This is a genomic window from Streptomyces sp. NPDC001381 (genome assembly GCF_042895685.1).
Classification (GTDB): domain Bacteria; phylum Actinomycetota; class Actinomycetes; order Streptomycetales; family Streptomycetaceae; genus Streptomyces.
The window spans coordinates 1,514,506-1,538,354 of the sequence record NZ_JBIAWO010000001.1 but is presented as its reverse complement, the minus strand read 5'-3'; the positions used below and the strand labels follow the sequence as shown (position 1 = coordinate 1,538,354).

Here is a 23,849-nt window from a genome sequence, read left to right as displayed (position 1 = left end):
GACCGTTCGTCATGCCGCGAGCCGGCTCTTCACGCATGCCCTGCCGCACGGGCGACCCCCGGTCGCCCACATGCGATGAAAGGGATGCTTCCTTGCGCCCCAGACGAGGGTTCATCAGGCCCGGATCAGCACGGTCCGGACCACTCGCCTCCGCCCTGACGACGGCCGTGACCTCGGCCGTGGCCGTGGCCCTGATCGGCGGCCTCGCCGTCCAGCCCGACCTGCTGGGCCGGTACGCCGCCGACGACATGGCCACCGTCGCCGACGGCGGAGACAGCTACGACGGCTTCGACGCCAAGGCCGCCGAGCAGCTGCGCCAGGACCAGTGCCTCATGACCGAGGTGCTGCGGATGGGCGGCCCGGCCATGTACGCGATCGCCCAGGACGGGCTGAACCAGACGCCGGACAAGCTGCACACCGCGGCGGACCGGCAGTACTGGAACTCCACTCCGCTGAGCGGCGCGTTCCAGAAGGACCGCGACGACATCGACAAGATCGACCTCTACGGACGCCTCCAGGAATGGAAGAAGCCCCTGTCCGGGCTCTCCACCCCCGGCGGCTTCAAGAGCGTCGCCGACTTCGCCGATCCGCCGGGCCTGCCCGGAGGCGGCAAGGACTACTTCGAGCAGGTCGGCATCACTCCCTGGCTCGGAGCCCGGTGGTGGAAGAGCGAGAGCGACTACTACGAGGACCCGACGCCCAAGGCGGACGAGGCGACGGCCAAGGCGGTCACCGACCTCGGCACCCCGCTCTACGGCAAGGACCCGGACCCGAGCCTGCCGCGTGACGAGTGGAACCGGGCGCTGGCCGAGCAGCGGGCGTGGGAAGACCGCGTCTTCATGCACAAGCAGTGGGCCGACGACGCCCGTATCTTCCTCTCCTCCGGCGGCTTCCCGCGTACCGCGCCCGAACCGGGCAGCGTGGAGTACCGCGTCGCGGTGGAGGACCTGAAGACCCGGTTCGCGTCCTGCGACTGGCACAGCCCGGCCGACCCGAACAAGGTCCTCGGCAAGGAGGTCTCGGCCGCGTCCGCCGAGTGGCAGCAGGAGATCGCCGCCCAGGCGACCCAGCGCAACCAGATACTCGACGCGAGCCGTGACGCCACCAAGTCCCTGGCCGCCGGCGCCTCCGCGCTCGGCGAGATGCTCGGCCAGTCCTGGATCGCCGACCATCTGACGCGCTGGCAGGACTACTGGTCCGCGGGAGGTCCCGGCTGGATCGGCGACAGCCCGTTCGTGGTGCACGCCCACGGCGCGACCGACAAGTGCCTGGACGTGGCGGGCGGCAAGAAGGACAACGGCACGCCCGTGCAGATCTACACCTGCAACGGCAGTGCCGGGCAGAAGTGGCAGATCTCCGGCGACCACCTGGTCAACCCCAACTCGGGCAAGTGCCTGACCGTCAAGGGCGGCGCGAACGCCAACGGCACGGCCGTGCAGATCTCCACCTGCGGCAGCAGCACGTCCCAGAACTGGGAGTACGGCACGCACGGGACCACCCGGCTGTACCACCCGGCCACCGGCAACTGCCTCGACCTGGCGGACTACACCAACAGCCGGGACGGCCGGATGTGGGACTGCACCGGCAAGGACCCGCAGAAGTTCGACGTCGTCCCCTCCGGTCACAACGGCACCGACGACCTCGACTACCCGACGAAGGCCCAGTTCGACAAGGCGAAGAAGGGCGTCACGGACGCCCAGGCCGCCTCGAAGAAGCAGCTCGACCTGGTCAAGGCCCAGGCCGCCGTGGCGAAGAAGGCCGCGGCCGACACGGACGCCGCGACCCAGGCCGCCTACGCCACGGCCGACAAGGCGGGCGCTCCGCGCGGCCGCGGCCTGCTCGTCGGACAGCAGAAGGCGCAGGTCACCAAGGCGTCGTCCGCCGCGCTGGAGGCGCTGGCCAAGGCCGGTGACACGGCGTACGCCGCGACCAAGGCCGCCGCCGGTGACAGTGAGACCATCGCCGCCCGCGCCCTGGCGCAGGCCGCCCAGTCGAAGGCGGCGTTCCGCACGGCCGCCGCCAACGAGGCCCGCGCCCAGGCGAAGGCCGCCGCCGACGCCGCCGCCGTCCAGGCGCAGAACGCCAAGGCCGCCCGCGACCTGGCGAAGTCCAAGCTCCTCGAGACGCAGAAGGCGGAGGCCGACGCGAAGGCCGCGGCCGCCACCGCGCACGCCAAGCGGCTCGCGGCGGAGGCCGAGGAGGCCACCGCGAAGGCGGAGAAGGAGACCGCCGCCGCCAAGCAGGCCGAGGCAGCCCAGCACAAGAAGAACGCCCAGGGCTACGCGACGACCGCCACCGAGGCCAAGGGCCGGGCGGAGACCGCCGAGTCCACCGCCCGTGCCAAGCGGCAGGACGCCGAGGCCGCCCGGGACCGGGCCAAGGGCAAGCGCGACGACGCCTGGGACGCGGAGAGCAAGGCGAACGCGGCCCGCGCCAAGGCCGACGCCAAGGACGCCTACGCCGAGGCCCATGACTCGGATGCCGACGCCAAGGAGTCCCGGGCCGCGGCCGACGCCGCCGACTCGGCGGCCGACGACGCGGAGTCCGCGGCGACCTCGGCCCGCGCCGAGGCGAACGCCGCGACCCAGGCAGCCGCCGACGCGGACGCCGCCGCCACCCGCGCGGAGGCCGCCGCGAAGCGGGCCCGGTCCGCCGCGGACGAGGCGCAGGCCGCGAAGCTGAAGGCCGACGCCGCCGTCCGTACGGCGACCAGTGCCGCCGCCGACGCCATCAAGGCCTCGGAGACCGCCGCGTCCGCCGCCCGTACGGCCGTGAAGCTGGCCGACGAGGCGGACAAGCACGCGGCCGACGCGAAGGCCCAGGCCGACGCGGCGAAGGCCGAGTCCGTCAAGGCGGTCGCCTCGGCGGCCGACGCGGCCGGTCACGCCTACACCACCGCACAGGCCGCCGCGGACGCCGGCGCCTCGGCGCAGCAGGTCGCCGCGCCGGCCAACGACGCCGTCCAGCTCGGTTCCCCGTACGTCGACACCGACGCCACCGCGGGGCTGGTGGTCCTGACGGGCCAGTCGTCGAAGACGATCGCCGAGCAGCAGCAGGCGGTCGCCGAGGCGCACGCCGCCAACGCGCGCAAGAACGCCGACCAGGCGGCGAGCCTCGCCGCGGCGGCGACGGGCGACGCGAAGGCGGCGTACACCCTGGCGGCCGAGGCCGCCGGGTTCGCCGCGACGGCCCGCAAGTCGGCGAAGGAGGCACTGGGGTACGCGGCCGAGGCCGCCACGTACGCCGCCGACGCGCAGGCCTCACTGGCCCGCACCATCGAGTACGGCCAGCAGGCCACCGCCGACGCGGCCGCGGCCGACAAGGCCGCCGGACGCGCCGAGGGCTACGCGGCCGACGCCCGCGCCTCGGCCGACCAGGCCGCCCTGGACGCGGAGGCCGCCCGCAGCGCCGCCTCCCAGGCCGAGCAGGCCGCCAAGGACGCCCGTGCGGCGGCCGACCGCGCCGACGCCGAGGCCACCCTGGCCGAGCAGGCCGCCAAGGACGCCCAGAAGTACGCCGACTCCGCCCAGCAGGCAGCCGACTCGGCCGAGCGCAAGGAGGCCAACGGACAGGTGCAGGCGGGCGCCGGCACTGGCGTCGACGGGGTCTTCTACGTCATCGAGAAGATGACCGACGCGGCCCCGGCCAAGCAGCTCAACAAGTGCGACTACACGCTGCAGGGCTGCACGGTGACGTACGAACTGCACCTCGACCTCACGGTCAGCTACTACCTCTGCACCAACCCCGACGTCCCCGCCACGGAGTCGGGCTGCCCGGCCGAGGACACACTCTTCCTCAAGACGGTGGTCCTCAGGGACCAGAAGCAGGAGTGGACGCACCACTTCACCGCAGGTGACATCACGCGCCTGGGCTGGCAGGCCCTCTTCGGGGACACCCTCGGCGCGGTCCTCTACGAGGTCGTGCTGGGCGACGCCGTCCGCTGCTACCACGGCGACGCCGCCGGCTGCGCCTGGTTCGCGTCCAACTTCATCCCGGGCAAGGCCTTCACGAAGGTCGCGGAGGGGCTCCGCGCCCTGGACGCCGCCATGAAGACCGGGGTCGGGGTCACCGACGCGTTCAAGGCGCTGAAGGCGCTGGACAACGTGGACCCGCAGACGCTGGCCCAGATCGAGCGCAGTGTGAAGGCGTACGAGGACGCGCGCACGGCGTGCAAGCTCAACAGCTTCCCCGGCGCCACCGAGGTGGTCCTGGCCGACGGCAGCCGCAAGGCGATCCGTGACGTGCGGCTGGGCGACCTCGTCCTGGCCACCGACCCGCTCACCGGCCGGACGCAGGCCGAGCCGGTCACCCGCACGTTCTCGCACCCGACCGAGGACCTGCTGGACATCACCCTGGCGGACGGCGGGCGTCTGACGAGCACGCCGGGCCACCGCTTCTACGTCACCGGCCGGGACTGGACCTTCGCGTCCGACCTGCGCGCCGGCGACAGTGTGCGCACCTCCGACGGAACGGTCCGTACGGTGGCGGCGGTGCTCGACCGCGACGACCGGGCGCCCCGGACGGTGTACGACCTGACGGTGTCCGGCCTGCACACGTTCTACGCGGTGGCGGGCAGCACTCCGGTGCTGGTCCACAACTGCAACGACATCGTGTTCGACGGTGCCAAGTTCCCCGGCCTGGCCCACACGATCACGGAGCACGTGCGGCCCAACAGGGCCGAGGCCGAGGCCCTGGCCGCCCGGAAGACCGACAAGTACGACAAGGACACGCCGAACAGCGTCTGGGCGGACCAGGACACGGCCCAGAAGGTCGTCGACGCCGCCCTGGCCGACAAGGCGAGCATGATCAGCAACTGGCTCAGGGGCAACAAGAACGATCTGGACTGGTCAGGGTTCTTCGGGCCGAAGGACCAGTCCCTCGGCACGGTGTACTACGACAACAGGACCGTGGCGAGGGCCCCCAAGGCCGCGGGCAACGGCTACTACATCAAGCTGGTGAGGGCACCGAAGGGGCCGGGGATACCGAAACACCCCCGCGGCTACTACGTGCAGACCTGCTACCCGAAGTAGAAGGCGAGGAGGAGACACGCGGTGCGGCGATTCACCGAGTTCGGTTTCGGAGTCCCGTGGGTGATGGGGTTCTTCCACCAGGACTGGATCCACGACGGGCCCACGGCCGCCGACGTCGTGGCGAAACACCTGGCGGAGGAGAGCGACGAGGAGGTCCTGGCGGTACGCCGGGACGCCCTGGCGCTCGCCGACGGTCTGCCCTCGGAGACGCTCGGGGTGTTGTGGACCGCCGGAGCCCAGTACATGCCGGGCTTCGTGCGGACCGCGGGAGCCGAGTGGACCCGGACGGTCGTCGGCCTGTGCGACGCCGTGCTGTCCGCGCGGGCGGACGTGCGTCCCCTCGCCGGCGCGGACACGGAGGACGGCCGGTCCCACCGGGACGCGGTCGTCGCCGAGATCGAGCGGGCGCGGTTCCTCACGGCCGAGGTGCGTGAGGCGCTCGTCGACTGCGCCCGCGACTGCACCCCGGATCTGGCGTTCCGCGTGCTGCTGAACGCCATCGAGTACGCCCCCGGCGCGACGCTGTCCCCCGAGCAGTACCGAGGGATGGAGAGCATCGGGGCGGCCCTCCATTACGGCGAGTTCGTGGTGGACCGCGTCCGGTACCTGGTGGAGACGCCCTGACCGCAACACCGGGGCCCGCACTCACCCGAGTGCGGGCCCCTTTTTTTTACGCGGTCACGCGGTCGTCCGCGGTGCCGTGCTCGCCCGTGGGGTCAGGGTCGGCCGGACCAGCGTCGCCTCCGGTACCAGGCCGCCCGCCAGGTCGCGTGAGCGCGTCAATGGGGCGTGCGGGAAACGGCGGACGCGAGCAGCGCGGTCGCCGCGGCCGCCAGAGGCACCGCGAAACCGGTCGCGGGGGAGGCGTGTTCGACCACCCAGCCGCCCGTCGCGCTGCCGCACGCGACGCCGCCGAGCAGGCCCGTCACCGCCAGGGTCATGCCCTCGTTGAGGCGGGCCACGGGGATGCGCTGCTGGACCAGGGCCATGGTGGTGACCATCGTCGGGGCGGTCGCGGTCCCGGCGACGAGCAGGGCCGCGGCCAGCAGCGGGAGCGAGTCGAGGGCCGTCGCCGCGAGGAGCGGGAGGGTGAGGAGCGCGGTCATCACGGCCACGCACCAGGGGTGCCGCCGGGAGGCCGGGCCGGACGGTCGTATCGCCCCGTACACGAGACCGGCCGCGCAGGAGCCGGCCGCCTGGAGGGCGAGCACGATCCCCGCCGCCGTACGGTGTCCGCGTTCGTCGGCGAACGCGATCGTCACGACCTCCGTCGCGCCGAACACCGTGCCCAGGGCGAGACAGACGGCGAGCAGGGGCGGCAGGCCGGGGGTGCGCAGGGGTGACCCGGCCGTCGGCCGGGGGTGCGGCGGCGGTTCCGTCGCGCGCTGGGCGGCGAACGTCAGCATGCCCGTCACCAGGAGCACCGCGCCGACCAGGGTGCCCGCCTCGGGGAAGAACGTGCCGCACAGGAAGGCGGCGCACACCGGGCCCAGCATGAAGCACAGCTCGTCGGCGGCCTGTTCGAAGGAGTTCGCGGTGTGCAGGGCGGCGGGGTCGCCGTCGAGGAGGTGGTTCCAGCGGGCGCGGGACATGCCGCCGATGTTGGGGGTGGTGGCGGTGGCGGCGTACGCGGCGAACAGGGTCCAGTCCGGGGCGCCGTACCGGACGCAGAGCAGCAGCGTGAGGCTGCCGAGCGCGGCGAGGAGCGTGGCCGGTACGGCGACCCGGGCCTGCCCGTACCGGTCGACGAGCCGGGCGATCCAGGGGGCGACGAGGGCGGTCGCGGCGAGGCCGGTCGCGGTGACGGCGCCGGCGAGGGCGTACGAGCCGCGCGTGCCGGCGATCATCACGACCGCGCTCACGCTGAACATGCCCATGGGCAGGCGCGCGAGGAGGTTCCCGGCGGTGAAGGCGCGGCAGCCGGGTGTGGCGAGGAGCCGGCGGTAGGGGCCGGGGGGACGGTGGCGGGAGTGGGGGACGAGGCGGGAGTGGCGGGTGGGGTCCGCGGCCATGAGGGGGTCGGGCTGGGGCATGGCTCCACCGTCGCCCGTCGGTGATCAAGGGGTCCAACACTTTCCCGGTGCGGATTCACGCACGCGCGTTGTAGGTTCGCCGGATGCCCGGACCTGGTCGGACCCATGTCGATCCCCGTCTCCTGCGCGCCTTCCTGGCGGTCGCCGAGGAGCTGCACTTCACCCGGGCCGCCGCGCGGCTCTACGTCGCCCAGCAGGCGCTCAGCCGGGATGTGCGGCGGCTGGAGCGTGAGTTGGGGGTCGAGCTGTTCGTGCGGACCACCCGGCAGGTGACGCTGACATCCGACGGGGAGCGGCTGGTGCCGTTCGCGCGCGGGGTGCTGCGGGCGCAGGACGACCTGCTCACCGCGTTCGCGCGGGCCCGTCCGCTGCTGGTCGACCTGAACTCGCCGGGCCTGGTCACCGGGCGGCGCGTGCTGTACCGGGCCCGTGAGCTCGCCCCCGAGCAGGAGCTGATGGCCCGCTACGAGAGCGGGCTCACCGGTGCGGCGGTCGAGATCGTCGCGGGGCGGCTGGACGTGTCGTTCGGGCGGTACGCCGGGCTGGAGCCGGTGTTGCGCGGCCAGCTGGACCAGCAGCTCGTGCGGTACGAGCCGATGGCGGTCGTGCTGCCCGAGGGGCACCGGCTGGCGTCGCTGCCGGAGGTGCCGCTGGCCGCGCTGGCGGGGGAGAGCGTCTACGCCGGGGCGGGCAACCCGAGGACGCCGGAGTGGACCGACCTCGCCCACCGGCTGTTCGAGGGGCGCGGCATCCGGGTCGCGTCGCCGGCTCCCCTCGCGGTCGGGGACGAGGAGTTCCAGCGGATCATGGCGAAGGAGGGCAATCCGGTCCTCGCGGTGATGGGCTTTCCGGCCATGCCCGGGACGGTGTCGCGCCCCTTGACCGACCCGGTCCCGCTGTCTCCCGTGTCGCTGGTGTGGCGAAAGGGGCTGGTCCATCCGGGCCTCGATGCGCTTCGACGGGCCGCGGCCGAGATCGCGGGGGCGGAGGGGTGGCTTCGGCGCCCCGCGGGGGGATGGATCCCAGCCATGGACATGAACATGGTCTCCCGCTAGCGACCCCCCGTACGGCGAGAACCTGCCCGGTGTGCACGGGCTGATCGCCGACGGCTGGGCGGTCGACATGGGCGTACCCCTCTGGTACCTGCGCACCTACTTCTGGTTCGTCCTGCTCTCCCCGCTGCTGCTGCGCGCCCTGCGGGCCGCGCCCCGGCCGACGGTCCTGGCGCCGATCGCGCTGTCCGCCGCCCTGGAGGCCGGCGCGGTGTCGGTGCCTGGCTGCTGGAGAGCCCCCGGCCGCAACTGCCGGGCGTCTGGCTCCTCACCGCGCTGTGCGTCCTGTGTTTCGGCTGGGCGGAGGACCTGGCCGCCGGGCGCCGGCCCCGGCTGTGGCCGGACGGACGGACCGGCGGCCACCGGGCCGGAACGCCCCGGCCGGACCCCTCGGGCCGGCCGGACGGCCCGCACGCCCCTGGCCAAAACCTCTCACCCGGCCTCCGCCGGAGGTGAGAGCAACGTTCCCTTCCGGTCACCGACAGCCACAGGACCGGAAACGCGTCCTCCCTACCTTCGGGACTCATCACCGCTCATCACCCCGAACCACCCGAGCCCGGAGCACGTGGAGGCGTCATGACAGCCCCGAGTACAGCCCCCGCACCCCCGTCCCCCGCGAAGAAGGGGAGCCGCTGGATCGAGGAGTGGGACCCGGAGAACGAGACGTTCTGGAACGAGAAGGGCGAGAAGATCGCCCGCCGGAACCTCATCTTCTCCGTCCTCTCCGAGCACATCGGCTTCTCGATCTGGACGATGTGGTCCGTGCTGGTGCTCTTCATGGGCCCGGAGTACGGCCTCACCCCGGCCGACAAGTTCCTGCTGACGTCCATGGTGACGCTGGTCGGCGCGGTCGTCCGGGTGCCGTACACCTTCGCCGTCGCGATCTTCGGCGGCCGGAACTGGACGATCGTCTCCGCCGGCCTGCTGCTGATCCCCACGGTCGCCGCGTTCATGGTGATGGAGCCGGGGACCTCCTTCGGCACCTTCCTGCTGGTCGGCCTGATCGCGGGCATCGGCGGCGGCAACTTCGCCTCCTCCATGACCAACATCAACGCCTTCTTCCCGCTGCGCAAGAAGGGGTGGGCGCTCGGTCTGAACGCGGGCGGCGGCAACATCGGTGTGCCGGTCCTGCAGCTGGTCGGCCTCGCCGTCATCGGCGCGAGCGGCGGCCCGCGCGTCCTGCTCGGGATCTACATCCCGCTGATCGTCATCGCCGCGACCCTCGCCGCCCTGTACATGGACAACCTGTCGTCCGTGAAGAACGACACCGGCGCCGCGATCGACTCCGCGAAGGACGCCCACACCTGGATCATGTCCTTCCTCTACGTCGGCACCTTCGGCTCGTTCATCGGCTACAGCTTCGCCTTCGGCCAGGTGCTGACGAACCAGTTCGGCCGTACGCCCCTGCAGGCGGCCTACCTCACCTTCATCGGCCCGCTGCTCGGCTCGCTGATCCGTCCGCTGGGCGGCTGGCTGGCCGACAAGTACGGCGGCGCGCGGATCACCCTCTACAACTACGTGGGCATGGCCGCCGCCACCGCCGTCCTGGTCTTCGCCAGCATGCAGAAGTCGCTGCCGCTCTTCGTCGCCGTCTTCGTGGTGCTGTTCGTGCTCAGCGGCCTCGGCAACGGCTCCACCTACAAGATGATCCCCGGCATCTTCCAGGCCAAGGCCGTCGCGAAGGGCCTTCAGGGCGAGGAGGCCGCCGCCTACGGCCGCCGCCTGTCCGGTGCCTCCATGGGACTCATCGGCGCGGTCGGCGCGCTCGGCGGCGTCGGCATCAACCTGGCCTTCCGTCAGTCCTTCCTCTCCTACGGCTCCGGCACCGGCGCGTTCGTCGCCTTCCTCGCCTTCTACGCGGCCTGCTTCGCGGTCACCTGGGCCGTATACCTTCGCCGCCCGGCGGGCCGGGTCACCGCATCCAGCCCGTCCTCCGAGGCGAAGCAGCAGCTCAGCTACGCCGAGGTGTGACGTAACACTGGCGACATGAAGCCGAACCGAGCCTGTCACGCACCGTTGACAGGCTCGGCGGCATGTAAGAGCAGGGCGACTCGAGTGCGGGACGAGAGTTATGTACGAGGAACAGCAGCGACCGGACGCCACCAGCCGGGGATCCGTGGAACACGGGCCCCTGGCGGGCTTCACCGTGGGCGTGACGGCCGCGCGCCGGGCCGAGGAGCTCGGCGCGCTGCTCCAGCGGCGCGGCGCGACGGTGCTGCACGCGCCCGCCCTGCGGATCGTGCCGCTCGCCGACGACGGCGAACTGCTCGCCGCGACCAAGGACCTCATCGACCAGGCCCCGGACGTGGTCGTCGCGACGACCGCGATCGGTTTCCGGGGCTGGGTCGAGGCCGCCGAGGGGTGGGGGCTCGGCGAGACGCTGCTCGCCCGGCTCGGTGAGGTGGAACTGCTCGCCCGCGGCCCCAAGGTCAAGGGCTCCATCCGTGCCGCCGGTCTGACGGAGGAGTGGTCGCCGTCGTCCGAGTCCATGGCCGAGGTGCTCGACCGGCTCCTGGAGGAGGGCGTCGACGGGCGCCGGATCGCCGTCCAGCTGCACGGTGAGCCGCTGCCCGGGTTCGTGGAGGCGCTGCGGGCCGCGGGGGCGGAGGTCGTGGGCGTGCCGGTGTACCGGTGGATGGCGCCCGAGGACATCGCACCGCTCGACCGGCTCCTCGACGCGGCCGTCTCCCGCGGCCTCGACGCGATCACCTTCACCAGCGCGCCGGCCGCCGCGTCGCTGTTCTCCCGCGCGGAGGAGCGGGGCCTGCTGCCCGAGTTGCTCGCCGCGCTCCACCACGACGTGCTGCCGGCCTGTGTCGGCCCGGTCACCGCGCTGCCCCTGCAGGCGCGGGGTGTGGACACCGTGCAGCCGGAGCGCTTCCGGCTCGGGCCGCTGGTGCAGTTGCTGTGCCAGGAGCTGCCGGGGCGGGCGCGGGCGCTGCCGATCGCGGGGCACCGGGTGGAGATCCGGGGGCACGCGGTGCTGGTGGACGGGTGTCTGAAGCCGGTTCCGCCGGCGGGGATGTCGCTGCTGCGGGCGCTGTCACGGCGGCCGGGCTGGGTCGTCCCCCGCGCCGACCTGCTGCGCGCGCTTCCCGGTTCGGGCCGCGACGAGCACGCCGTCGAGACGGCGGTGGCCCGTCTGCGCACCGCCCTGGGCGCCCCGAAGCTGATCCAGACGGTGGTCAAGCGCGGCTACCGGCTGGCGCTGGACCCCGCCGCCGACACCAAGTACGCGGACGCGTGAGCCGGGCCGGGGCCGTCTGACGGCGGTGCCGCCCGACGAAGGAGGGGTTCCGGTCGGGGCGGCTCCCGGGGCACTGTGAGAGCGACGGTTTCCTCAGGAACGCTCCGACGCAGGCGGTGGCGCATGGCACTGGGCACGGCCACGGACCCCTACGAGCTGCGGTTCGACGCCGGACGCAGTTGTCTCGACCTCCTAGCGACCAGTCATCCCCACGAACACCTCGTCGGAGTCGCGCCGTTGTGCGCGTGGATCCGCGGCGCCGGACTCGTCCCGCCGGGCACCGCGCTGGCCCACGCCGACCCCTCGTGGCCGGCCGCCTTCCGCGAACTGCGGTCCGTGGTGGACCGGTTGGTGCGGGACTGGCTGGGCCGCACCCACCCCGGTCCGTACGACGTCGACCTCACCCGGCTCAACGAGGCCGCGCGCCCCGCGCCGCCCGTCCCCCGCGCCGCACGAGACGAGGACGGCACCCTCGTACGGGAGTTGGACGCTCCGCCGGAGTGCGCCGCGCTGCTGGCCGTCGTCGCGCGGGACGCCGTCGAGCTGCTCACGGATCCCGAGGCGCGGGCGGGGCTGCGCCAGTGCGAGGGGGACAACTGCCCGATCGTGTACGTCGACACCTCCCGTGGCCGGCGCAGGCGTTGGTGTTCGAGCGAGGTCTGCGGGAACCGGGAACGGGTCGCACGGCACCGCCGGCGCGCCGCGCTCGCCCGGGCCCAACTGCCCGGTATACGTCTTCTCTGATGAGCTGACAGGAATTGCACAGCGGCCCGCCGGAAAATCGTCGAAGTGATTTCGACAACATCGTGTTTGCCCATGCCTGAGCAAGGGCAGCCCGCGTCTTCTTGTCAGTGTGGCGAAAATGTGAAGAAGAAGCGGTGGGAATGTGCCGCCATGTCCCCCTCGTCATGACACCCCGAAGAAAACTGTCTCCCCGGTTTGAACACGCAACACCCGTGCTCCGTACCCCTCGGCGAGCGACCGACTGGGGGAACCCCCGGACACCGGAGGTGGGCGTGCGCAAGGATGCGGCCGTGGCCAATGAACGTGGATCGAGGGCCCGACATCGCATGTCCCAGCCCTCGGAACCTGACGAGGAGCTGATGCGTGCTCTGTATCGGGAGCATGCCGGACCCCTGCTTGCGTATGTCCTGCGCCTGGTTGCCGGAGACCGGCAGCGTGCCGAGGACGTAGTGCAGGAGACACTCATCCGTGCCTGGAAGAACGCCGGCCAGCTCAATCGAGCGACCGGTTCGGTACGCCCCTGGCTGGTGACGGTCGCGCGCCGCATCGTCATCGACGGCCACCGCAGCCGGCAGGCCCGGCCGCAGGAGGTCGACCCGTCGCCGCTGGAGGTCATCCCCGCGGAGGACGAGATCGACAAGGCGCTGTGGCTGATGACGCTGTCCGATGCGCTCGACGACCTGACCCCGGCCCACCGGGAGGTGCTCGTCGAGACGTACTTCAAGGGGCGTACCGTCAATGAGGCGGCCGAGACGCTGGGTATACCCAGCGGCACCGTCCGCTCACGGGTCTTCTATGCCCTGCGGTCGATGAAGCTGGCTCTGGAGGAGCGGGGGGTGACGGCGTGATGAGCATTTACGGGGGGTTCGGAGCAGGTGGGCCGGGTATGTCTGGCCCCATGCAGGGATCTGTGGGATCTCCGAGCCCGAGCGAACACGAGACCGTCGGCGCCTACGCCCTCGGCATCCTCGACGACGCCGAGGCGACCGCCTTCGAGGCACACCTCGCCGGGTGCGAGTGGTGTGCCCAGCAACTCGACGAACTCGCCGGGATGGAGCCGATGCTGGCCGCGCTCGCGGACCTGCCGGGCTCCGGGACCCCCGCGATCGGCGACTCCCTCTCCGCCCGTCCCAGCCCGCGCCTCGTGGAACGGCTGGTCGACGAGGTGTCCGAGCGCCGCGCCCAGAAGCGCCGCCGCTCCTTCTACCTCGTGGCGGCCGCGGCGGCGCTGATCATCGGCGGCCCGGTGGGCGTCATGGCCGCGACCGGCGGCGACGACGGCGGCAAGGCGCCGGTGGCGATCAGCACCACCAACCCCGCCAAGAGCACCTTCGAGACGCTCTCCGACAGGGTCTCCGCCACCGACTCCTCCAGCAAGGTCACCGCGACCGTCGCCATGGGCGAGAAGGCGTGGGGCACCGAGGTCGGCGTCGAGCTGAAGAACGTGGCCGGTCCGGAGAAGTGCTCGCTCATCGCCGTCGGCAAGGACGGCAAGCGCGAGACGGTCTCCTCCTGGTCCGTCCCGGAGTGGGGCTACGGCCTCCCCGACGCCAAGACCGAACAGGCCAAGAACCCCCTCTACGTGGTGGGCGGCGCGGCCTTCAAGCCGAACGAGATCGACCACTTCGAGGTCATGACCTTCGACGGCAAGAAGCTCGTCCAGGTCGACGCGTAGGCACCCTCCCGCGCACTCGCTCAGGGCCTGCCCGGCCAGTCCGGGCAGGCCCCTCGCTTCCCGGGGCCCCCTTCGCGTACGGTTGACGGCTGCCCAGCACGTCAGAAGGGGGCCCGGTGGCCGCTCAGGCTCAGCAGGAATCCGCGGTCAGCGCCGCATCGGACTCGGTCCGGGACCGCGAGATCAGCGTCGAACAGGAACACCTCGACCGGGTCTACCGGCGCCTCGAGGAGAAGATCCACGAGGCGGAGTTCCTCATGAACGACGCTGCCAAGCGGGGCCAGGTCGGCACCCCCGGCGCCCTCGCCGAGCGGGACGCCCAGGTCTTCCGGGCCGGCGTCCACCTCAACCGGCTCAACAACGAGTTCGAGGACTTCCTGTTCGGCCGGATCGACCTGCTGCTCGGCAAGGACGGCAAGAAGGGCCCCGACGGCGCCTACACCGCCGTCGAGCCCGCCGAGGGCGCCGTGCGGGGGGACGGCACGGCCGACATCGCCGAGACCCTCCACATCGGCCGGATCGGAGTGCTGGACTCCGACTACGCGCCGCTGGTCATCGACTGGCGGGCGCCCGCCGCCGCGCCGTTCTACCGCTCGACCCCCGTCGACCCCGGCCGGGTCGTCCGGCGCCGGGTCATCCGCTCCAAGGGGCGGCGCGTCCTCGGCGTCGAGGACGACCTGATGCGTCCCGAGCTGAAGGCGTACCTGGACGGCGAGGAGCTGCCCGTCATCGGCGACGGCGCCCTGATGGCCGCGCTCGGGCAGGCCCGCAGCCACACCATGCGGGACATCGTCGCCTCCATCCAGGCCGAGCAGGACCTGGTCATCCGCGCCCCCGCCGCCTCCGTGACCTACGTCGAGGGCGGCCCCGGCACCGGCAAGACCGCCGTCGCCCTGCACCGGGCCGCCTACCTCCTCTACCAGGACCGGCGGCGCTACGCGGGCGGCATCCTCATCGTCTCGCCCACCCCGCTGCTGGTCGCGTACACCGAGGGCGTGCTGCCCTCCCTCGGCGAGGAGGGCCAGGTCGCCATCCGCGCCATCGGCTCCCTCGTCGACGGCGTCGAGGCCACCCTCTACGACTCCCCGTCGGTGGCCCGCGCCAAGGGGTCGCACCGGATGCTGAAGGTGCTGCGGAAGGCCGCCCGCGGGGCCCTGGAACTGGGACCGGGCGGCGCGGCCGGGGACACCGCCGGCCCGCGCCGCCCCGCCCCGGCCGGACAGCTCACCCTCGACGCCCCGCAGGACACCGACACCGCGGAGACCGCCCCCGCCGGACCGCCCGGCCGGCTGCGGGTCGTCGCCTTCGGGCGGCGGCTGGAGCTGGAGTCCCCGGACCTGGAGCGGATCCGCCAGAGCGCCCTCGGCGGCACCGCCCCCGTCAACCTGCTGCGCCCCCGCGCCCGCAAGCTGCTGCTGGACGCCCTGTGGGAGCGCTCCGGAGCCGCCGGCCGGCACACCGACCCCGAGCTCGCCGCCGAACTGCGTTCCTCCTTCGACGAGGACGTCACCGGCGAGGACAGCTTCATCGCGTTCCTCGACGCCTGGTGGCCCGAGCTGACACCGCGGGCCGTCCTCGCGGCGATGGCCGACGAGCGGCGGCTCGGCCGCTGGGCCCGCCGGATCCTGAACCCCGGCGAGGTCCGCAAGGTCGCCCGCTCGCTGAAGCGGGACGGCCACTCGGTGCACGACATCGCCCTGCTCGACGAGCTCCAGGCGATCCTCGGCACCCCCGCCCGCCCGCGGAAGAAGCGCGAACTCGACCCGCTGGACCAGCTCACCGGCCTGGAGGAGCTGATGCCGGTGCGCGAGGAGTCGCAGCGCGAGCGCGCCGAGCGGCTGGCCGCCGAGCGTGTCGAGTACGCGCACGTCATCGTCGACGAGGCCCAGGACCTCACGCCGATGCAGTGGCGCATGGTCGGCCGCCGTGGCCGGCACGCCACCTGGACGGTCGTCGGCGACCCGGCCCAGTCCTCCTGGTCCGACCCCGACGAGGCGGCCGAGGCCCGCGACGAGGCCCTCGGCACCCGCCCGCGCCGCCGCTTCCAGCTCACCGTGAACTACCGCAACCCGGCCGAGATCGCCGAGCTGGCGGCCAGGGTGCTGGCCCTCGCCATGCCCGGCGCCGAGTCCCCTTCGGCGGTCCGCTCCACCGGTGTCGTACCGAGATTCGTGGCGGCGGACACCAGACGCGGCGCGGCCGCGGAGGACGGCCTGGCCGCCACCGTCCGCGCCGAGGCCGACCGCCTCCTGGAGCGGGTCGACGGCACCGTCGGCGTCGTCGTCGCGATGCAGCGACGCGAGGAGGCCCGCCGCTGGCTCGCCGGGCTCGGCGACCGTGTCGTCGCGCTCGGCAGCCTGGAGGCCAAGGGCCTGGAGTACGACGCCACGGTCGTCGTCTCGCCCGCGGAGATCGCCGACGAGTCCCCGGCCGGTCTGCGCGTGCTGTACGTGGCCCTGACCCGGGCCACGCAGCAGCTCACGGTGGTCTCGGGGGACCGGGACGAGCCGGACGCGAACGGGGTGCCGGACCTGCTGAGGGACTGATTCCTGTGAACTGTCCCGGACGGGAATGGTCTTCGGGCTTCCGTTTGTTAGCCTGGGTGTGACACCGGCTCGATCCAAGCCCCCGGGCCCAACCTTCGTCGCTACGAGCGACCACTTGCCGCGAGGCGAGCATGGCGGGCCGGTGTCATGAACGTACGAAGAGGCCCACGTCCGTTGTGACGTGGGTCTCTTCGCGTTCGCGGTCCTGGAGAACAAAACGATCGCAATCCGGTGCGGCTTTCACGTACTCGGCGGTAGGTGCGACGATCGGACGGCAAACCCGCGACCCAGCAGTGCAGAGGAAGTCGGCCATGGCAACGGCGCCCAGCGTCTCCTACTCGATGACGGTCCGGCTGGAGGTGCCCGCGAGCGGAACCGCGGTCTCCCAGCTCACCGGAGCCGTCGAGTCCCACGGAGGCTCGGTGACCGGCCTCGACGTCACCGCCTCCGGCCATGAGAAGCTCCGCATCGACGTCACCATCGCGGCCACCTCGACCGCGCACGCCGACGAGATCGTCGAGCAGCTCCGCCAGATCGAGGGCGTCACGCTCGGCAAGGTCTCCGACCGTACGTTCCTGATGCACCTCGGCGGCAAGATCGAGATGCAGTCCAAGCACCCCATCCGCAACCGTGACGACCTCTCCATGGTCTACACGCCCGGCGTGGCCCGGGTCTGCATGGCCATCGCCGAGAACCCCGAGGACGCCCGCCGCCTCACCATCAAGCGCAACTCCGTTGCGGTCGTGACGGACGGCTCCGCCGTGCTGGGCCTCGGCAACATCGGCCCCAAGGCCGCCCTGCCGGTCATGGAGGGCAAGGCGGCCCTCTTCAAGCGGTTCGCCGGCATCGACGCCTGGCCGATCTGCCTGGACACCCAGGACACCGACGCGATCGTCGAGATCGTCAAGGCCATCGCGCCGGGCTTCGCCGGCATCAACCTCGAGGACATCTCCGCCCCGCGCTGCTTCGAGATCGAGGCGCGGCTGCGCGAGGCCCTCGACATCCCCGTCTTCCACGACGACCAGCACGGCACCGCCATCGTGGTGCTGGCCTCCCTGACCAACGCGCTGCGCGTCGTCGGCAAGGGCATGGAGAACGTCCGCGTGGTCATGTCCGGCGCCGGCGCGGCCGGTACGGCCATCCTCAAGCTGCTCCTCGCGGCGGGCGTGAAGAACGCCGTCGTCGCCGACATCCACGGCGTCGTGCACGCCGGCCGCGAGGACCTGGTCGACGCCGCTCCCGACTCCGCGCTGCGCTGGATCGCCGACAACACCAACCCCGAGGGCCTCACCGGCACCCTCAAGGAGGCCGTGCGCGGCGCCGACGTCTTCATCGGCGTCTCCGCCCCCAACGTCCTCGACGGCGACGACGTGGCCGCCATGGCCGAGGGCGCGATCGTGTTCGCGCTCGCGAACCCGGACCCCGAGGTGGACCCGGCGGTCGCCCGCCAGACGGCCGCCGTCGTGGCCACCGGCCGCTCCGACTTCCCGAACCAGATCAACAACGTGCTGGTCTTCCCGGGCGTCTTCCGCGGCCTGCTCGACGCCCAGTCCCGCACGGTCAACACCGACATGATGCTCGCGGCCGCGAAGGCGCTGGCGGACGTCGTGAGCGAGGACGAGCTGAACGCGAACTACATCATCCCGAGCGTCTTCAACGACAAGGTCGCCGGCGCCGTGGCGGGCGCGGTGCGCGACGCGGCGAAGGCGGCCGGCGCGTCGGCGTCGTAACCTGTGAGGCGCACCGTGCGGGGACTGTGAGAACCGCCACGGTTCCCGTATCGGCGCGTCGCGAAACCCGCTGTCAGTGGTGCGTCCTATCGTGTCCGCCGGGCTCAGGCTCTCTTCGTGTGACTCCCAAGGGTGTTCTCACGACTCCTGCGGGTGCCGGATTGGCTTTCCCGCCGCAGGTGGGGGCAGGATGCGTCTCTGGGCGCGTGCACATCGACTTTTTCGCTGTGCCGAACATGCGGCTCCGCCGCGTGGCACGCCGCAACGGCAAGAAGAACACGGGAGTAACAACATGAACCGCAGTGAGCTGGTGGCCGCGCTGGCCGACCGCGCCGAGGTGACTCGCAAGGACGCCGACGCCGTGCTGGCCGCGTTCGCCGAGGTCGTCGGCGACATCGTCTCCAAGGGCGACGAGAAGGTCACCATCCCCGGCTTCCTGACCTTCGAGCGCACCCACCGTGCCGCTCGTACCGCGCGCAACCCGCAGACCGGCGACCCGATCCAGATCCCGGCCGGCTACAGCGTGAAGGTCTCCGCGGGCTCGAAGCTCAAGGAAGCGGCCAAGGGCAAGTGACCCTGCCGTCCACACCTCGTGCGAGGGTGTAGGGCGCTCGGGCAGTGCGAAGGGGGCGGCACCCGGTCTTTCCGGGTGCCGCCCCCTCGTGGTCGCGGGGCGTGAACGGCCTCGCCCGCCGGCCGGGCCGGTGCTCGCCGGCCCGGCGGAGCGGCGCGTCCTAGCCGAGCGCCTTGCCCGGCAGCTCGACCTTCGCGCCCAGCTCCATCAGCTTCTCCATGAAGTTCTCGTAGCCGCGGTTGATCAGGTCGATGCCGTGGACCCGGGACGTGCCCTGGGCCGCGAGAGCCGCGATCAGGTACGAGAAGCCGCCGCGCAGGTCGGGGATGACCAGGTCGGCGCCCTGGAGCTTGGTGGGGCCGGAGACGACCGCGGAGTGCAGGAAGTTGCGCTGGCCGAAGCGGCAGTCGGAGCCGCCCAGGCACTCGCGGTAGAGCTGGATGTGGGCGCCCATCTGGTTCAGCGCGGAGGTGAAGCCCAGCCGGGACTCGTACACCGTCTCGTGGACGATGGACAGGCCGGTGGCCTGCGTCAGCGCCACGACCAGCGGCTGCTGCCAGTCGGTCTGGAAGCCGGGGTGCACGTCCGTCTCCAGGGCGATGGACTTCAGCTGGCCGCCGGGGTGCCAGAAACGTATGCCCTCGTCGTCGATCTCGAAGGCACCGCCCACCTTCCGGTAGGTGTTCAGGAACGTCATCATCGACCGCTGCTGGGCGCCGTGGACGTAGATGTTGCCCTCGGTCGCCAGCGCCGCGGACGCCCAGGAGGCTGCCTCCAGGCGGTCCGCCAGGGCGCGGTGGGTGTAGCCGCCGAGCTTGTCCACACCGGTGATCCGGATGGTGCGGTCGGTGTCCATGGCGATGATCGCGCCCATCTTCTGCAGAACGCAGATGAGGTCCTCGATCTCCGGCTCGACGGCCGCGTTGGACAGCTCGGTGACGCCCTCGGCGAGGACGGCCGTCAGCAGCACCTGCTCGGTCGCGCCGACCGACGGGTACGGCAGCCGGATCTTGGTGCCGCGCAGCCGCTGCGGCGCCTCCAGGTACTGGCCGTCCGCCCGCTTCTCGATCTTCGCGCCGAACTGCCGCAGCACGTCGAAGTGGAAGTCGATCGGCCGGCCGCCGATGTCGCAGCCGCCCAGGCCCGGGATGAACGCGTGCCCGAGCCGGTGCAGCAGCGGACCGCAGAACAGGATCGGGATACGGCTGGAGCCCGCGTGGGCGTCGATGTCGGCGACGTTCGCGCTTTCGACGTAGGTCGGGTCGAGCACCAGCTCGCCCGGCTCCTCACCCGGACGGACCGTCACCCCGTGCAGTTGCAGCAGACCGCGTACGACCCGCACGTCACGGATGTCCGGAACGTTGCGCAGCCGGCTCGGCTCACTGCCCAGCAGGGCGGCGACCATGGCCTTCGGTACGAGGTTCTTCGCGCCGCGGACACGGATCTCGCCCTCGAGCGGGGTTCCGCCGTGGACAAGCAGTACGTCGTCAGAGCCGTTGACGGTCATGTATCTCGCGTTCCATGGGTGGTGGACTGGGGCAGGGCCTCAATCGGTGCAAGGGCCAGGGGAGACAGGGTAATCGCCACCAGGGCCCCTCCCGTAAGCCCGAGGGCCGCCCAGGAAGGTCATAGCTGTGTCACAACACGAACGGTTCCCCGGCGGGCACATGGGGTCACCGTGCGGCGGCTTCCTCGTTCGTGCGCCCGGACCGCATCCGTGCGCCCGACCTGCCCCTCGCCCGCGTGCCCCCATTGCCTCCCCACTTCACGGGAAGATGCGGGATCATGTCTGGCATGACCGAGGTGTCCTCGCTCACAGGGCGGCTGCTCGTGGCCACTCCCGCCCTGGCGGACCCGAACTTCGACCGCGCGGTGGTGCTCCTTCTCGACCACGACGAGGAGGGTTCCCTCGGTGTCGTCCTCAACCGTCCGACGCCCGTCGGCGTGGGCGACATCCTGGAGGGCTGGGCCGACCTCACCGGGGAACCGGGGGTGGTCTTCCAGGGCGGCCCCGTGTCCCTCGACTCCGCGCTGGGCGTCGCGGTGATCCCCGGCGACTCCTCCGGCGACCGCGGCCCGCTCGGCTGGCGCCGGGTGCACGGCGCGATCGGCCTGGTGGACCTGGAGGCGCCGCCGGAACTGCTGGCCTCGGCCCTCGGCTCGCTGCGCATCTTCGCCGGATACGCAGGCTGGGGCCCCGGCCAGCTGGAGGACGAACTGGTGGAGGGCGCCTGGTACGTCGTGGAGTCCGAACCCGGTGACGTGTCGTCCCCGTCCCCGGAAAGACTCTGGCGCGAGGTGCTGCGCCGCCAGCGCAACGAGCTCGCGATGGTGGCGACGTACCCGGACGACCCTTCGCTCAACTGATCCGTGGGCGTTTCAGTACCCTTGTGCGCATGAGCACTCTTGAGCCCGAGCGCGGCACCGGTACGGGGACCCTCGTAGAGCCGACACCGCAGGTGTCGCACGGCGACGGCGACCACGAGCGCTTCGCGCACTACGTCCAGAAGGACAAGATCATGGCGAGCGCCCTCGACGGCACGCCCGTCGTGGCGCTGTGCGGCAAGGTGTGGGTGCCCGGCCGCGACCCGAAGAAGTATCCCGTGTGCCCGATGTGCAAGGAGATCTTCGAGTCGATGGGCGTGGGCGGCGGAGACGACAAGGGCGGCAAGGGCGGCAAGTAGCCCGCAGGCCCGCTGAGGCCCCCGGCGCGCGGTGCGACGCGCCCCGGGGGCCTTTGCCGTGTTCCGGCGTCGCCCGGAGCGCGTCCCGGGGGCACGAAGTGGTGGAGACCTCTTGTGGCCGTGTTCATGAAGTCCCTAGCCTCCTCCCAGTGTTGTGCACAGCGAAATCGTCATTGCGCATGATGCAACGCGCATGAGCGGAGGCTCGCCCGTGAAGCTCCCCGTCCGGCGGTACGGCCTCGGTGCGGCGACCGGCGACGGCGCGTGTTCGAGCGGCAGGAATTCGGCCGTCACTTCCCCGAGGGCCCTGTTGCCGCGGGCGCGGTCGTGATCACCTCAGGGCTGATCGCGTTTCCCGCCGCGACCGCCCTTGACCCGATTCCGGTTCCGCTTCCGGACCCCCTTGCCGATCATGTTCCTGGCGGCCCGGACGGTGCCCGTGGAGGCGCCGACGATCCCTTCGGGAAAAGGCGTCCCGGAGGCCTTGGACGTCCTTTTCCCGCTCGTCCCGCCGGGCCCCGTGGCCACGAGCGTCCATTTCCTCGATCTCCGCCCGGAACGGTTTCCTGTTCGCCGAGTCGTTCATCATCGGCGACACCTCGCCGGCCCCACGGTGACGACGATTCCGGTGCTCGTGTTCTTCGTACTCGTACAGCGACGACTTGACTCCGTCGGCCCCGGCGGAGCGGTGAAGGACGGACGTGATGGATCTCATCCCGGCGCCATGGCGCATCGGCGGGGACGAAGGCGGCCGTGTCCGCCTGGACGACCGGACCCGGCTGGAGGCGGGGCCCGGCACCGAGGGCGTCGCGCGCTGGCTGCGCACCACCGTCGGCGCGGCGACCGGCCTCCCCTTCCCGGAGCACGGCGACAGCGAGGGGCCCCTCCGGCTGGCCGTCGACCCCCGCCTGCCGCCGGAGGGCTACCGCCTGTCCCTCCACGGTCCCGGCCGCCTGATCCAGGGTGGCAGCGCGGCCGGCGTCTTCTGGGGCGCCCAGACCTTCCGGCAACTGCTCGGCCCGGACGCCTTCCGGCGCGCCCCGCTGCGCCCCGGCCGCATCTGGGACCTCCCGGAGATCACCGTCGAGGACCGCCCCCGGTTCCGCTGGCGCGGCCTCATGCTCGACGTCGCCCGGCACTTCACGCCCAAGGACGGGGTCCTGCGCCTCCTGGACCTCATGGCCGCGCACAAACTGAACGTCTTCCACTTTCATCTGACGGACGACCAGGGCTGGCGGATCGAGATCAAGAGGTACCCCCGGCTGACCGAGGTCGGCTCCTGGCGGGCCCGCACGAAATTCGGCCATCGCGCCTCACCGCTGTGGGACGAGAAGCCGCACGGTGGCTTCTACACCCAGGACGACATCCGGGAGATCGTGGCGTACGCCGCCGAGCGGCATATCGGCGTCGTCCCCGAAATCGACGTACCGGGCCACTCGCAGGCCGCGATCGCCGCGTATCCGGAACTCGGCAACACCGACGTCATCGACACCACCCGCCTCTCCGTCTGGGACACCTGGGGCGTCAACCCGAACGTACTCGCCCCCACCGACAACACCCTGCGCTTCTACGAGGGGGTGTTCGAGGAAGTCCTCGGCCTGTTCCCCGCGGACGCCGCTCAGTTCTCGGCGTTCATTCACGTCGGCGGTGACGAATGTCCCAAGGACCAGTGGCGGCGCTCGCCCGCCGCGCAGGCCCGGATCGGGGAACTCGGGCTCGCGGACGAGGACGCCCTGCAGTCCTGGTTCGTCCGGCACTTCGACACCTGGCTCTCCGCGCGCGGGCGCCGGCTGATCGGCTGGGACGAGATCCTGGAGGGCGGGCTCGCCGAGGGCGCGGCCGTGTCGTCCTGGCGCGGTTACGCGGGCGGGATCGCCGCCGCGCGCGCGGGGCACGACGTCGTCATGTGCCCCGAGCAGCAGGTGTACCTCGACCACCGGCAGCACGACGGCCCCGACGAGCCGGTGCCCATCGGCTACGTGCGCACCCTGGAGGACGTCTACCGGTTCGAGCCCGTTCCGGCGGAGTTCACGCCCGGGGAGACGGCGCACGTGCTCGGCACGCAGGCCAACCTGTGGACCGAGGTGACGGAGGACCAGGCGCGCGTCGACTACCAGGCGTTCCCCCGGCTCGCCGCCTTCGCGGAGGTCGCCTGGAGCGCCCTGCCCGTCCCCGCGGAGCGGGACTTCGCCGGCTTCGAGCGGCGGATGGAGGCCCACTACGGGCGGCTCGACGCCCTGGGTGTCGGCTACCGCCCGCCGGGGGGACCCCGTCCGTGGCAGCGGCGGCCCGGTGTCCTCGGGCGCCCGGTCGACGGCCCGCCCCAGAGCCGGTAGGCGCCCCGGCGCGGCGTGCCGCGCGGCGCGTCACGGGTGTCGCGGGTCACGGCCGCGGCACGTCAGGAAAAACCCCGGCAGCGTCACCGAAGAGTGGCAATTCGCACGCACAGGTGATGCCGTACGAAAACGGACCATCTCTTCGGTGAGGTGGGCGAATGCCTCCTGGCGGACCCCCGTCTTCGGGTGCGGCGAACA

Annotated in this window: 16 protein-coding genes and 1 pseudogene; 15 read left to right on the top strand and 2 right to left on the bottom strand. The window is 72.1% G+C overall.

All coding sequences use genetic code 11. The annotated features are described in order from the left end of the window. Positions 1–35: 35 nt before the first annotated feature. A complete protein-coding gene (locus tag ACFY2L_RS06850) occupies positions 36–5,030 on the top strand; it encodes a ricin-type beta-trefoil lectin domain protein (RefSeq protein ID WP_390821661.1) in 4,995 nt (1,664 codons plus the stop codon). A 21-nt stretch (positions 5,031–5,051) separates the two neighbouring features. Further along, complete coding sequence (locus ACFY2L_RS06845) at positions 5,052–5,654, top strand: hypothetical protein (RefSeq protein ID WP_390821660.1); 603 nt, start codon at positions 5,052–5,054, stop codon at positions 5,652–5,654. Positions 5,655–5,809: 155 nt separating this feature from the next. Here ACFY2L_RS06845 and ACFY2L_RS06840 read toward each other — a convergent pair whose 3' ends face one another. Then, positions 5,810–7,063, bottom strand: coding sequence for an MFS transporter (locus ACFY2L_RS06840; protein ID WP_390821659.1), 1,254 nt, complete (start codon positions 7,061–7,063; stop codon positions 5,810–5,812). 83 nt (positions 7,064–7,146) lie between these two features. On the opposite strand from ACFY2L_RS06840, the gene ACFY2L_RS06835 reads away from it, so the two are divergent. The 9 genes from ACFY2L_RS06835 to ACFY2L_RS06795 all read left to right on the top strand — a co-directional run bounded on the left by ACFY2L_RS06835 (position 7,147) and on the right by ACFY2L_RS06795 (position 18,631). Beyond that, positions 7,147–8,118: a LysR family transcriptional regulator gene (locus ACFY2L_RS06835; protein ID WP_390821658.1), complete on the top strand. Its 972-nt coding sequence runs from the start codon at positions 7,147–7,149 to the stop codon at positions 8,116–8,118. A 573-nt stretch (positions 8,119–8,691) separates the two neighbouring features. Next, entirely contained in the window at positions 8,692–10,086 is a 1,395-nt protein-coding gene (locus tag ACFY2L_RS06830) for a nitrate/nitrite transporter (protein ID WP_390660226.1), read from the top strand. 100 nt (positions 10,087–10,186) lie between these two features. Continuing rightward, positions 10,187–11,362 carry a uroporphyrinogen-III synthase gene (locus tag ACFY2L_RS06825; RefSeq protein WP_390821657.1) on the top strand — a complete coding sequence of 392 codons (1,176 nt, stop codon included), beginning with the start codon at positions 10,187–10,189 and terminating at the stop codon, positions 11,360–11,362. A 123-nt stretch (positions 11,363–11,485) separates the two neighbouring features. After that, entirely contained in the window at positions 11,486–12,106 is a 621-nt protein-coding gene (locus ACFY2L_RS06820) for a CGNR zinc finger domain-containing protein (protein WP_390660224.1), read from the top strand. Between the two features lie 326 nt (positions 12,107–12,432). Then, positions 12,433–12,954 carry a sigma-70 family RNA polymerase sigma factor gene (locus ACFY2L_RS06815; protein WP_010039908.1) on the top strand — a complete coding sequence of 174 codons (522 nt, stop codon included), beginning with the start codon at positions 12,433–12,435 and terminating at the stop codon, positions 12,952–12,954. Between the two features lie 50 nt (positions 12,955–13,004). Continuing rightward, a complete protein-coding gene (locus ACFY2L_RS06810; protein ID WP_390821656.1) occupies positions 13,005–13,781 on the top strand; it encodes an anti-sigma factor family protein in 777 nt (258 codons plus the stop codon). Positions 13,782–13,897: 116 nt separating this feature from the next. Then, positions 13,898–16,327: a HelD family protein gene (locus ACFY2L_RS06805; RefSeq protein ID WP_390660222.1), complete on the top strand. Its 2,430-nt coding sequence runs from the start codon at positions 13,898–13,900 to the stop codon at positions 16,325–16,327. Between the two features lie 311 nt (positions 16,328–16,638). Next, complete coding sequence (locus ACFY2L_RS06800) at positions 16,639–18,057, top strand: NAD-dependent malic enzyme (RefSeq protein ID WP_390660221.1); 1,419 nt, start codon at positions 16,639–16,641, stop codon at positions 18,055–18,057. Positions 18,058–18,349: 292 nt separating this feature from the next. Further along, positions 18,350–18,631 carry an HU family DNA-binding protein gene (locus tag ACFY2L_RS06795; RefSeq protein WP_004000874.1) on the top strand — a complete coding sequence of 94 codons (282 nt, stop codon included), beginning with the start codon at positions 18,350–18,352 and terminating at the stop codon, positions 18,629–18,631. A gap of 160 nt (positions 18,632–18,791) precedes the next feature. On the opposite strand, the gene murA is transcribed toward ACFY2L_RS06795, so the two are convergent. Further along, positions 18,792–20,138, bottom strand: coding sequence for a UDP-N-acetylglucosamine 1-carboxyvinyltransferase (gene murA / locus ACFY2L_RS06790; protein WP_390660220.1), 1,347 nt, complete (start codon positions 20,136–20,138; stop codon positions 18,792–18,794). A gap of 287 nt (positions 20,139–20,425) precedes the next feature. On the opposite strand from murA, the gene ACFY2L_RS06785 reads away from it, so the two are divergent. From ACFY2L_RS06785 to ACFY2L_RS06770, 4 genes and pseudogenes are all read left to right on the top strand, one after another. Then, a complete protein-coding gene (locus tag ACFY2L_RS06785) occupies positions 20,426–20,998 on the top strand; it encodes a YqgE/AlgH family protein (RefSeq protein ID WP_133914983.1) in 573 nt (190 codons plus the stop codon). 29 nt (positions 20,999–21,027) lie between these two features. Continuing rightward, entirely contained in the window at positions 21,028–21,315 is a 288-nt protein-coding gene (locus ACFY2L_RS06780) for a DUF3039 domain-containing protein (RefSeq protein WP_390821655.1), read from the top strand. Between the two features lie 219 nt (positions 21,316–21,534). Beyond that, positions 21,535–22,012 (top strand): annotated as a pseudogene (locus ACFY2L_RS06775) (carbohydrate ABC transporter permease); the annotation flags it as partial. 7 nt (positions 22,013–22,019) lie between these two features. After that, positions 22,020–23,651 (top strand): beta-N-acetylhexosaminidase, encoded by a 1,632-nt coding sequence (locus ACFY2L_RS06770; protein WP_390821654.1) that lies wholly within the window; start codon positions 22,020–22,022, stop codon positions 23,649–23,651. Positions 23,652–23,849 lie beyond the last annotated feature (198 nt).